A 12,129-nucleotide genomic window follows, 5' to 3' on the forward strand; every position below is an offset into this window, starting at 1 on the left:
TTTTTAAGGTTTTTCAAGTTCGTTATTTTGGCATATACTCAACTTATAAGTTCGCTACTAAGAACGAAAAAGAGTTAGAACGGACTTATAACAAAAATATAAAGGATATAAGAGGAGGAAAACAAAAATGAGTATTAAAAAGAAATTAGGTTTGGGAGCAGCATCTGCAGCACTAGGATTGGCATTAATTGGCGGAGGTACATATGCTTATTTCAATGACAAAGCCGAAACGACTAGCAAATTTGCAAACGGAACTTTAGATTTAAATGCTGCACCAACAACTATTATCGATGTTGATAACTTAAAGCCTGGGGATACAATGTTCCGTTCTTTTCAACTAAAAAATGATGGTTCTTTAGATATTGCAAAAATCCTTTTAGCTACAGATTATAGTGTTACAGATGCAAAAGGTGATAATGCTGGCGAAGACTTCGGTAGTCATATCCGTGTTAATTTCTTAATTAATGGTGATAAAGCTGAGGTTCCAGTTTGGTCAACTACACTTGCTGACCTTAAATCAATGTCTCCTGATGTTATTGAAGAGAAGTTTTGGACTCCATGGTGGGCAGAAAATGGGGGTAAATTAGCTGCACATACTAGCGATACACTTTATGTTCAGTATGAATTTGTTGATAATAACCAAGATCAAAATAAATTCCAAGGTGACTCTTTAGAACTTAAATGGACATTTGACGGTAAACAAGGGGCAGGTACAGCAAGATAATTAAATTAAAAGGAAGGGTGGGTACTGCCCCCCTTTCTTTTAAATAAACTAATACTTTTAACCTTAGGAAAAGAGCATATCTTTTTTTAAGTTGAAAAGTATTAATAAGAATTAGATTTTACGAAATACATATAGTAGGGATAAATTTTACTAGATTCATTTCTACCCGGTAGGAGATGAGGGGTGTGATTAAGATTCGAAAATCCAGATTAAAAAAGTACGGGAAGAAGAATAGAAAGGTCCTAATAGTAGCTCAACTTTTAGGAATAGGATATATATTCACTTTCGGCATTGGATTTTTAACAACCAATACTGGGGCATATTTTAATGATGAAACTAAGACTACAGTAACTTTTCAAGCAGGTACTTGGGAAACCGAATGGGACAAAAGTTCTCTAAAATTTACTAGAAATGATCAAACTTTTGAAAGCTGTAATCAAAAAGAAATCACTGTAACTTTAACAAATACTGGCAGTGATATGGAAGGTCCATCCCGATATGAGGTGTATTACATAGATAAAGGGAATCCAAAGGATGGAGAAAAGGTTGCAGATGGAGTAATAGAACCAATATTAGCAAATAAGTCGAGTTCCTTAAAATATACAGCATCTAAACCTGGTAATTATAAATTTAGGGCCTTCCAACGACCTAACCATGCTTTTAAGGATGAAAGTCAGGATTTATGGAGTGATACAATCACAATCACATGTAAAACTAAATCATCTAATGAAACTCAACAAAATCAGATAAATAATAACCAAGGTGAACAAACTGAAACCCAGCCAACTGAAAATATTAATGAAAATGATAATAAGTCATTAAAACCAGAAGACTCTGAAACAAATCAAACTGAAAAAATTGATTCACCACAAAATGAAGAAAAACCAGAAGTTGATGATACTAATCAAACTGACGATTCTGTTCCCTCACAAAATGATCCAGAACCAGAAGATGCTGATACTAATCAAAGTGGCAATATTGATTCATCACAAGATGATTTGAATTCGACAGAAATTAATCCCGAAATCGGCAATACGAGCCCATAAATATTAACAACTGAAAGGTGATAAAAATGGATGCTAAAAAAATTAAAAAATGGACTAGTAATATTGTAACCTCTATTTTATTTATCGTGTTAATTGTAATGATTTTTGTTGTTATTTCATCTAAAGCATCTGGTGGAGAACCACAAGCATTTGGATACCAATTAAAAACAGTTCTTTCTGGATCGATGGAGCCTGGAATCAAAACAGGATCTATTATTGCAGTCAAACCAGGTGGGGACATGACAAGGTTTAAAAAAGGTGATGTTATTACCTTTAAATCTGAAGATAATGTTATTGTCACTCATAGAATTGCTAAGGTTATAAAAACAGGCGGGCAAGTCAGTTACCAAACAAAAGGGGATAATAATAAAACGGCAGATTTGAATCCAGTTTTATCTAACAATGTAATCGCAGAATACTCGGGATTCACAATTCCTTATCTTGGTTATTTTGCTGATTTTACTAAATCTAAAATTGGAGGATCATTATTATTATTACTTCCAGGTTTAGTTCTCCTAGCATATGCAAGTATTTCAATTTGGAAAACAGTTTCCCAACTTGAAAATAAAGGTAATAAAGTAGCTGAAATTGAAAGTACTGATAAGTCTGTATAATTAGTTCTTTAGACTTATTAGAGGTGGAACCTACTTTTTACTGGAATGGCTGGAACAAGGGGGAGAGAAAAAAACAGTGAATAAAATAATAAGTGTAACGTTTATTAGTATACTTGCTCTAACTCTTATATTTTCGCCGTCAATTATTAAAACAAGTGCTGCATCACAAGACCAAGATATAGATATTGCTACATCACCAGAAAAAGTGTTATTTAATATTTCTAATTTTAAACCTGGTGATTGGGCAGAGAGACAATTGACAATTCGAAATTTAGGGAAACAAGATTTTAAGTACCTATCCTCAATTAAATTAAAAGAAGGCTCAAAGAAACTTTATAATGAACTATTACTTAAGATTTCTGATAAAAACAATATAGTGTTTGAGGGTAAAATGAAAGATTTTAATAAATTGGATCCTAGATTCATTGCAAAAAATGATTCAGAACAATTGTTTTTTAAAGTTGTGGTTCCAGAAGAGCTGGGAAATGAATTTCAGGGACTTGGATGTGAAGTAGTGTTTAAATTTTATGTGGAAGGAACCTTGGGTGGTACTTTACCAGTTGACGGTCCTAAACTACCGGAAACAGGAACGAACATGTTTAATATTTTAGTAGCAGGAGCAGTGCTAGTTTTAACAGGATCAATTCTTCAATTCTATATTAAAAGACGTCATAGATTAGAGAACGATTTATAAAAGGATCTTGACTAGGTGAATTCCAACGTCAAGGTCTATTTTAAATACATAATACATAACTATTTGAAAATAGGTAAAAAAGTCCTCCAATAAAAAACGGAATGGAGCTGCCCTTTATGTACAAAAAACTCTGCCCAAAATGCCACCAACCATCCTTCAGTAGCAGCGATATAGACAGTTGGATCTGTCCAGTCTGTAATATTGACCTCACTCGTGTTACCTCTCAGGACGCTGAGAGTCCTAAACGAACAAAACCGCAATTATTTATAATCAAAAACAGTTATCTCCAAGAAAACCCAAAAGTAAATGCCAAAATAAAACCGTTCATATTTCAATCATTCGATTAAATTATAAATTGCCTTATTCACCAAGAAAGGTATGATTCCCTTAATATTGAGGAATTATACTTTTTTTAATTTAGGCTGAGTAAACAGACTCTATTGATTGGAGCGTAAGGCACGAAGACTCCTGCGGGAGGACGGGGCTGGGGAGACCCCGCAGGCGCAAGCGCCGAGGAGGCTCCCCGTGCCGCCCGCGGAAAGCGAAGTGCCTGGAGCGGAAATCAGCACTCAATTTCAATACAGCCTAAAACGTTAATAATTCATAAATATTTCTTTAATCCAAGCATAAATAGACACATTTCGATGGCAAGTGGGTGTATAATATATTCAAACGGGTGAAAAAGAGGATTGATATTTTGTTATTCAAAAGCCTAGAGTTCAAAAATGTTGTTGGACAGAAGGTTAAAGTCATGGACATTCCTGTATTGGCAGAAAATAGCACTTATAATTTTATGATTCAAGTCCGTTTACAGACGTTTGTGGCGTCGATTTACAAGGAAAAAAGCTTAAAAAAATGCTACTCCTTTAAAGAACATTTGAAAAAGGTCATGAAATGGCCGGATTATGAACAATTATTTAAAGTAGGAGAATTAAAGAATAACGCTTAATGCATTCAGAGCATCGCTGGGGATTACCTCAGCGGTGCTCTTTTATTTATAGAAAATACATGAAAAGTGATCGATATTATTCCTTTCAATAATACTTACCTGTATAATACAAAACAGTACTAGTAGGGAAGTGACTGTTTTGAGCAAAATTAAAATTGTAACCGATTCAACAATGGACATGCCATTAGAAATGGCAGAAAAACTTGGTATAGTTGTTGTACCCTTGTCCGTAACGATAAATGGAGAATCATACTTAGATAGAGTGGACATAGATGTAGTTGAATATATTGATGTGATGAAAAATTCGGCGGAATTACCGAAAAGCTCCCAACCTTCTGCTGGAACCTTTCTTGAAGTGTATGACCGGCTTGGAGAAGAAGGATATGAGATATTATCGATACACATGACAGGCAAAATGAGCGGGACTGTTCGTTCAGCTGAAAGCGCTGCCCAGATGTCGAAAACAAAAGTGACCGTCATTGACTCCATGTTTATTTCGTTGGCGCTCCAGTTCCAGGTGAAGGAAGCAGCGAAAATGGCGAAACAGGGAAAGAGTATCGAGGAAATCCTTACTCGGCTTGATAAGGTACGTGAACATACCAAACTATATATTATGGTAGATACGCTTGAGAACATGGTGAAGGGTGGGAGAATCGGTAAAGGTAAGGCGTTTATTGGTTCGTTATTAAATATCAAACCAATTGCCTCACTAGAAGGGGCCGAATACAACCCAGTTGCGAAGGTCCGCAGTCATTCGCAGGTGGTTAAATATCTGGCAAAGCAATTTGCTGAAGATGTTAAAGGGAAAACGATTCTTGGTGCAGGTATTGTTCATGCCGAAGCAATTCAACTATCAACAAAGCTAAAAGATGCGATCACGGAATTAACTGGCTATAAGGATATTTCCATTGATTATACTGGTCCAACCATTAGTACTCACACCGGGCCTGGTACAATCGCCTTAATGTATTATTTTGAATAGCAAAAAAGGATGGGCCAGATGAACTGACACCATCCTTTTTATTTACTATTTACAAATTCCGTGTTTGATGAGGGGATCGAAAGCCCAAGTCTGTGCAAATGCTTGCGAATACCGCATCGTTCCCAGGTTAATAGGATGTTATTTTCCAAACTATTTTTTGGATAAAAGATTCCAATCTTCGTCAGTTCTTCAAAGGTTATACCTTGGCGTACATAGTAATCAATGGTTTCATCGCGCTTTTCAATAATTGCAAGGAATTTATCCATCGCCTTTTTAAATTCCTTATTAGAAAATATACCTTTCTGATGCCCAGTAATATAGGTATCAGCATCAAGCGTAAGCAGACGTTTGCCTGTAGCAATGAAGTCTTCGATGTTTCCATCTGTCCCATTATACCAAGGTCCAAATGAAGTCATATCATAATCGCCAACATAGACGACACCTAAATCAGGGAAGTATGGGCAGGAAAGTCCGCTGGTATGACCAGGAGTATGTAAAAATATTACCTTCACATCCCCAAAGACATAATTTGTTTCATACTCGTATGTGCCTGAAAATTCCCCGAGATTTTTCACCCATTCCTTTGGAAGAGATTTTTTCCACTTTTTAACACCTAAATGCCCCCATTCCTGATAAACACCATTGGCTTGGGCAACACCTTCGACCGTAAGTGATGTTTCAAATTCAATCGGATTAATTAATTTTGTTGCATCGGTAAACAAATGGTTGTGAAGTGTATGATCGGGATGGTAGTGCGTATTAATTATTAACTCTACCCCGTATTCCCTGTCTACATCTAACAGTAATCTTCCGTCCGCCCCACTATCAATCAACACCTTTTCCGAACAATCGATGAATAGGCTGCGTGAAAATGGTACTTTACTATAGTTTGTGCCTTCCAAAATCATAATTGGACCAATTCGATTCATTGCGATCACCTCAAAGCGATTTTAATAGTAACACTCCCGAATTTAAACATGCAAACTCTATTATGAATGAGTATTCATTCATAATAACATAAGTATCCATTTTAGGAAACATCAATGGTGCCTGACACCCATATACTTTCTTTTGGTTAAAATTAGATTTTTTGGTAAAGATAAAAAAAATTGAATGGTTAAGGTGTTGCCAATGTTTAAGCGGAAGCCAGAAAATAAAAAGTCAGAGGATAAGAAACCGCATAGTTTAAATGTGGACGATCTTAAATCAGAATTGCAAGCAGAGATAGGCGATTGTTCAGACCTAAATTTTCGAACCCTAAAAAAGAATGGGAAGAAGATTGTTATCTGCTTTTTAAGCAGCCTGATTGATAAAACCAGCTTTGATGAATTTGTATTGTTACCAATTCAACAAAATACACAAAACGAATGGACAACGGAAAGCCTTGCGCAGATCTTGCCGGTTGCAGAAGTTTCTGTAGCCAATCAATTAAAAGAGATTGTTTCATCTTTAATAGAAGGAAAAACGTACATTTATATCGATGGTGAACCCTATGGGATTCTTGCCAATGTCGGTACTACCGTGGAAAGATCTCTTGAAAAGGCAGAAACTGAGTCGCTTGTATATGGCCCAAAGATTTCTTTTACAGAATCCCTAATAGGAAATTTAAATATTATCAGGAGTAATTTGAAAGATCCACAATTGTGCATGGAAGATATCACGATCGGAAAAAGGGTTAAAACACCTGGAAAAATTGTCTATGTTAAAGATATTGCAGATGAGGAGAATGTAAATACCTTAAGGCAAAGAATCACGGATTTAGAATTCGATTACATACCGGATACAACGGTTTTGGGGCAGTTAATCGAAGATAATAGTTGGACGATTTTCCCGCAAATTATGTCAACGGAACTACCAGACCGGGTCACTCTTTCCTTAATGAGGGGGAGGGTGGCAGTATTGATGGACAGATCCCCGTCGGCTATTTATGGGCCAACACCCTTTCTTAGTTTCTTTGAATCAACCGAAGATATATATATGCGTTGGAATATGGGCTTTTTCTTACGAATGCTGCGAATTATTTCAATTTTTCTCTCGATATTATTGACCCCGGCATATGTGTCTGTCTTGACTTACCATTATGAGGTTATTCCATCAGCATTGCTCATTTCACTTGGTCAATCTAGAGCGAATGTTCCATTTCCCCCTGTTCTTGAAGCTCTTCTCTTAGAATTTGTCATCGAACTATTAAGAGAGGCAGGGGCACGACTACCAACAAAAGTAGGTCAAACAATGGGTATTGTTGGTGGTATTGTTATTGGACAGGCAGCGGTACAAGCAGGATTTACAAGTAATATCTTAATTATTATTATCGCCTTAAGTGCCCTTGGTTCCTTTACCTCACCAAGTTATTTAATGGGTACTGCTGTTCGGATGATTCGTTTTCCAATTATTATTTTAGCAGGTTTATGGGGGGGGATTGGCATTATGTTATCGTTTAGTTTTATTTTAATTCACCTTTTAAGATTAACAACCATGGGGAGACCCTACCTTATGCCTATCTATCCTTTTAGGTGGAAGGACTTAGGATACAGTGTTCTTAAATTGCCGGCTCAATATTTATCCTACCGGCCAGTAACAAATCGTCCTGTAGACAAAGAACTTTTTCCAAAACATAAAGGTGTTGAAAAAAAGGATGTAGATGAATAGGAGCGGTCAGGATGAAAGTGGATGTGCATCCAAAAGAAGGATTATTGGTTAATGCATTCCTGGTCATGTTTTTTATACATGCTACACAAACCGGCGTAGGAATTGTCGGGTTACCTAGGATTGTATACTTAGCATCAAAGCATGATGCATGGATCTCAGTTTTTCTCGGAGGAATGTTATCGGCATTTGTTTTAGCAATGATGGTTCTCATGCTTAAAAAATATGATAGTGCGGATCTATATGGAATTCAGGTAGATGTGTTTGGAAAATGGCTTGGAAATGCGCTGAACATTTTTTATATGTTCTATATGAGCATAAGTTTTTTTGTCGTCCTTATGAATTATATTGAAATTGTCCAAGTATGGATTTTTCCTGAACTACCAACCTGGCAGCTATCTCTTGCACTGATCCTCTTAACCATCTACGCGGTTAATGGCGGCATTCGTATTATTGTCGGAGTGGCTTTCATATCAGTCTTAGGGACTGTTTGGATGATTTTTATCCTCTTCGTCCCTATGCAGTATGCAGATCCTAAAAATCTGCTTCCTCTTTTAAATACAGATTTGAAGCACATTGTGAATGGTGTTTATAAAACATCTCTGTCACTCATGGGCTTTGAACTACTGATGTTTTTATATCCATATGTGAAGGATAAAAAGAAGGTTTTTCTCTACTCGCAAATAGGAAATTTATATACAACTTTTCTTTTCACAGCAATTACCATGGTGTGTATTACGTTTTTTGCAGAAAATGGGTTAGCGCGAACCATTTGGCCAGTTTTATCGATGTTTAAAATTGTTAGGTTACCAAATTTAGAACGATTTGAATTTATTGCCGTTTCATTTTGGATGTTAGTCATCCTGCCAAACATGTGCAGTTATTTATGGGCTGCATCTAAGGGCTTTAGTCGAATTGTTAAATGGAAACAAAAAAGAGGGATATGGATCATCGGCATCCTTGTTTGGGGTGGGTCGTTTTTTATTAAAGCAAGGTATCAAATGAATGAATTGACTGATTTTGTTGCAAAACTAGGTTTTTTATCTGCCTTCTGTTATCCTGTACTCCTTTCAGTGCTCGTATTGGTGAAAAAATGGTTCCTAAGGAGGAAGAAATCAAGTGCGGAAGCTTCATAATAGCAAACTCATTCTTTTGTCAGTTTGTTTGATAACGATGGTTCTCAGTGCTGGGTGTGTTCAGCAAAAGCCTCTTGAAAAATTAGGACTAATTACAACGCAAGGTTACGATATGGAAGGGAAAAATGAAATCAGAGGAACTGCAGTCGTTCAAAAATTTGATCCAATGACAAAAGCAGCAACGAAAGTAATCACATCCTATGCAAAAACAAGCAAAGGATTAAGACAAGAAGAAAATCTTCAATCTAACCAAAAGCTGGTTTCAGGACAGCTCCGTTCGGTTGTTTACAGTCGAGAGTTAGCCCAAAAGGGGATTATCCAGCTCGTTGATACGTTAAATCGTGATGCAGCAATTGGGAATATGGTCTACTTAACGGTTGCAGATCAATCTGCTTCAGAAATAATGGAAATTGAAAATAAAAATAAAGGTAATTTAAACCTGGGTACATATATATACAATTTAATTAAACAAAATGTGGATGGGGAACAAATTATCTCCCCGACCCTACATGAGTTTAACCATAATTATTATGATATTGGCAAGGACCCTGTTCTCCCTATCCTAAAAGGTAAGGGGAAAGATGTGATTATTTCTGGGGTAGGTCTATTTAAAGATGACCGTTTAGTTGATGAATTGAAACAAGGGGATCTTTTTTATTTAAAAATATTAGTGGATAAATATAAAGCAGGTACAAAAGAAATGGGGTTTAAGACCGAACAATTAAAAAAAATCATCTTGAAAAATGAAAATTATACGAAGAAACCAATATTCAGTAAAATATATGTCACGATTGAAAATATTCGGAGCAAGACGAAAATTAAATTAGTCGATAAAAAAAACCTCCGCTTTAAAGTGAATGTTAAAGTAGATTCAAGGGTATTAGAGATGACACAAGCCTTAGAATTAGGGAAACCTGCTTCCATAAAACTACTTCAAAAAAGGTTTAATCAGACAATGAAAAAGAAAATAGAACAGTTACTTCTTCATTTTAAGGAATTAGGAATTGATCCCGTCGGATTTGGGGATGAATACGAAGCACATTTAAGAGGAAGAACGATTACGAAAAAAGAGTGGGACAGGAAATATAAGGACGCTACCTTTGATGTTCAAGTGGAGAATACGATCAAACGAACCGGAGTGATTGATTAACAAACCATTTGCTTTCTTCTTTTTCAATTCTTTGTTAAACTAATCACGAAATGGAAAAGAAAAAAGGTTGCAGGTGATTGTATGAAAGCACGGTTTTTATTATTTATCTTAGTTTTATCAACTCTTATAATGACGGCATGTGGACAAAAAGAAATTGAAAATGCCGTCGATTGGCCTGTTAAGGATTTTACTGCGACAAATCAAGACAATAAATCCTTTGGATCAAAGGATTTAAAGGGTAAGGTGTGGATTTCAGACTTTATTTTCACAAGTTGTGCAGATGTATGTCCACCGATGACCTCTAATCTGACTAAATTACAAAAAATGGTCAAGGATGAAGGGTTGAAAAATGTTGAATTTGTTTCTTTCAGCGTTGATCCAACAGTAGATACCCCGGAAGTATTGACCCGGTACGCGGAGCAATTCCAAGTAGATTTTAAGAATTGGACTTTTCTAACTGGCTACTCACAAGAGTTTATTGAAAACTTCGCCCTGAAAAATTACAAAGCACTGGTTAAAAAGCCTCAAGAGGGTAATCAGGTCATTCATGGGACCTCCCTTTATTTATTAGACCAACAAGGACATGTAAGAAAATCGTATGATGGGTACAAGGATGTTCCCTTTGATGAAATCGTTCATGATATGAAAGCATTGCAATAGACCTTTGGACGGGTCTATTTTTTTTGGCAGGAATAGGATATAGTACATATTGTTTTGAATGATTCATGCCGTGCTATAATAAAGATAATTTAGAGGGCAGGTGAAATAAATATGAAAAAGCTATTCCCCCTTCTAATTCTCTCGGTATTATTCTTATGTTCATGTAATCAAGTTGACCAATGGGCGTTACATCCTGAAAAGAAAACAGCTGCACAGGCCTTTGCACAGGTCCCTGCTGACTTTGTTCCTCGGAAAATAACAGTACTATCTGCTGGAGATTCACTCACCCAAGGGATAGGTGATAGTTCAAACAAAGGCGGCTACTTACCATATTTAAAAACAATGCTTGAAAAAGAAAAGGGAATCAAAGAGGTAGATTTTTATAATTATGGTGTGAAAGGCAATCGGACAACTCAATTGTTAAAAAGACTGAAAACATCAGAAATGAAGGTTGCGCTCCAAAAGTCTGATTTGGTTATCTTAACGATCGGCGGAAACGATATTATGAAGGTAATGAAGGATAATATTGAAAACCTTCAACTATCCACGTTTAGAGACGAAAAAGAATCGTATCAGAAACATTTAACGCAAATTATTGACCTTATCGTGGAGGGAAATCCCCATGCTCAAATTGTATTAGTGGGGCTTTACAATCCATTTTCTAAATGGTTTTCAGAAATTAAAGAGTTGGATGAGATTGTTGCTGATTGGAATAAGGCAGGCCAAGCGGTCATTGCCCATTACCCTAATGCCTATTTTGTTCCCATAGAAGATATATTTTTAAAGGCAAATGAAGACCTTTTATATACTGATAATTTTCATCCAAATGACAAAGGCTATGAGTTGATAGCACAAAGGTTGAACCAGACCTTGGCAGAACAAGTATTACCAGGTTTGGATAAAACGCCATATATGGTCAATACAGAGGAGAATTAGATGAAAAACAAATGGAAAGTTGGATTCCTGATTTTGTTAGGAATCAACCTTTTGTTCGCTATTATTATGTTGTCCCTGGTTATGTTTCCGTCAAAAGGTCCGCAAACAAGTAAATTAAAAGGGCCAGTGGGAGAACAAGTTTCGTTTCACGTTAATTCAAATAAGGAAGATTTAAATAAGTTGATTAATCATTATTTAAAAGAAGAGGCTGCAGATTCTTCCATCGATTATCAAGTCATTCTTGGCAATGAGGTGGAACTGTATGGAACCTTGCCGTTTTTTAGTGAGGAATTAAATATGAAGTTAACTTTTAATCCTAGTGCCCTTGAAAACGGCGATTTGGTATTAAGACAGAAATCAATGACAATCGGCAGTTTACATCTTCCTATTTCGTACGTTCTTAATTTTATTAGTGAAAATTATAAGATTCCTAAGGGTGTCGAAATTAGACCAAAAGATAAACTGATCTATGTTAATATGCAGCAATTGAAATTAAAAAGTGATATTACACTAAAGGCGGATAAATTTAATTTGAAAAAGGATGACATTGCTTTTACGATTTTAGTTCCAGTGAAGTAGGTGCCTCGTTATA

General features: G+C 36.0%; 13 protein-coding genes. 12 read left to right on the plus strand and 1 reads right to left on the minus strand.

Features of this window, described 5'->3' with window-relative positions:
- Positions 1 to 127 precede the first annotated feature (127 nt).
- The 6 genes from ACJ004_RS22060 to ACJ004_RS22085 all read left to right on the plus strand — a co-directional run bounded on the left by ACJ004_RS22060 (position 128) and on the right by ACJ004_RS22085 (position 5,009).
- On the plus strand, positions 128 to 724 hold the full coding sequence (locus ACJ004_RS22060) for a TasA family protein (protein ID WP_410895294.1): 597 nt from the start codon (positions 128 to 130) through the stop codon (positions 722 to 724).
- A 185-nt stretch (positions 725 to 909) separates the two neighbouring features.
- Positions 910 to 1,770: an amyloid fiber anchoring/assembly protein TapA gene (gene tapA, locus ACJ004_RS22065; protein ID WP_410895295.1), complete on the plus strand. Its 861-nt coding sequence runs from the start codon at positions 910 to 912 to the stop codon at positions 1,768 to 1,770.
- 26 nt (positions 1,771 to 1,796) lie between these two features.
- Complete coding sequence (gene sipW / locus ACJ004_RS22070) at positions 1,797 to 2,384, plus strand: signal peptidase I SipW (protein ID WP_410895296.1); 588 nt, start codon at positions 1,797 to 1,799, stop codon at positions 2,382 to 2,384.
- 76 nt (positions 2,385 to 2,460) lie between these two features.
- On the plus strand, positions 2,461 to 3,078 hold the full coding sequence (locus ACJ004_RS22075) for an LPXTG cell wall anchor domain-containing protein (protein WP_410895297.1): 618 nt from the start codon (positions 2,461 to 2,463) through the stop codon (positions 3,076 to 3,078).
- Positions 3,079 to 3,775: 697 nt separating this feature from the next.
- Entirely contained in the window at positions 3,776 to 4,027 is a 252-nt protein-coding gene (locus tag ACJ004_RS22080) for a DUF2535 family protein (RefSeq protein WP_410895443.1), read from the plus strand.
- A gap of 139 nt (positions 4,028 to 4,166) precedes the next feature.
- Positions 4,167 to 5,009: a DegV family protein gene (locus tag ACJ004_RS22085; RefSeq protein WP_410895298.1), complete on the plus strand. Its 843-nt coding sequence runs from the start codon at positions 4,167 to 4,169 to the stop codon at positions 5,007 to 5,009.
- Between the two features lie 38 nt (positions 5,010 to 5,047).
- Here ACJ004_RS22085 and ACJ004_RS22090 read toward each other — a convergent pair whose 3' ends face one another.
- Complete coding sequence (locus ACJ004_RS22090) at positions 5,048 to 5,938, minus strand: MBL fold metallo-hydrolase (RefSeq protein WP_410895299.1); 891 nt, start codon at positions 5,936 to 5,938, stop codon at positions 5,048 to 5,050.
- Positions 5,939 to 6,140: 202 nt separating this feature from the next.
- Between ACJ004_RS22090 and ACJ004_RS22095 the strand changes: the two genes are divergently transcribed.
- The 6 genes from ACJ004_RS22095 (at position 6,141) to ACJ004_RS22120 (ending at position 12,116) form a co-directional block, all read left to right on the plus strand.
- Positions 6,141 to 7,658 (plus strand): spore germination protein, encoded by a 1,518-nt coding sequence (locus ACJ004_RS22095; RefSeq protein ID WP_410895300.1) that lies wholly within the window; start codon positions 6,141 to 6,143, stop codon positions 7,656 to 7,658.
- An 11-nt stretch (positions 7,659 to 7,669) separates the two neighbouring features.
- Positions 7,670 to 8,791 carry a GerAB/ArcD/ProY family transporter gene (locus ACJ004_RS22100; RefSeq protein ID WP_410895301.1) on the plus strand — a complete coding sequence of 374 codons (1,122 nt, stop codon included), beginning with the start codon at positions 7,670 to 7,672 and terminating at the stop codon, positions 8,789 to 8,791.
- The gene (locus tag ACJ004_RS22105) at positions 8,775 to 9,941 is read left to right on the plus strand and encodes a Ger(x)C family spore germination protein (RefSeq protein WP_410895302.1); all 1,167 of its coding nucleotides are present in this window, start codon (positions 8,775 to 8,777) and stop codon (positions 9,939 to 9,941) included. The genes ACJ004_RS22100 and ACJ004_RS22105 overlap by 17 nt, the downstream gene beginning before the upstream one ends.
- Before the next feature lie 81 nt (positions 9,942 to 10,022).
- A complete protein-coding gene (locus ACJ004_RS22110) occupies positions 10,023 to 10,601 on the plus strand; it encodes an SCO family protein (protein WP_410895303.1) in 579 nt (192 codons plus the stop codon).
- 111 nt (positions 10,602 to 10,712) lie between these two features.
- Positions 10,713 to 11,537 (plus strand): SGNH/GDSL hydrolase family protein, encoded by an 825-nt coding sequence (locus tag ACJ004_RS22115; RefSeq protein WP_410895304.1) that lies wholly within the window; start codon positions 10,713 to 10,715, stop codon positions 11,535 to 11,537.
- Positions 11,538 to 12,116 (plus strand): YpmS family protein, encoded by a 579-nt coding sequence (locus ACJ004_RS22120; protein WP_410895305.1) that lies wholly within the window; start codon positions 11,538 to 11,540, stop codon positions 12,114 to 12,116.
- The last annotated feature ends 13 nt before the right edge of the window (positions 12,117 to 12,129 follow it).

The sequence above is a fragment of the Neobacillus sp. 204 genome (assembly GCF_046562815.1).
Taxonomy (GTDB): domain Bacteria; phylum Bacillota; class Bacilli; order Bacillales; family Cytobacillaceae; genus Neobacillus.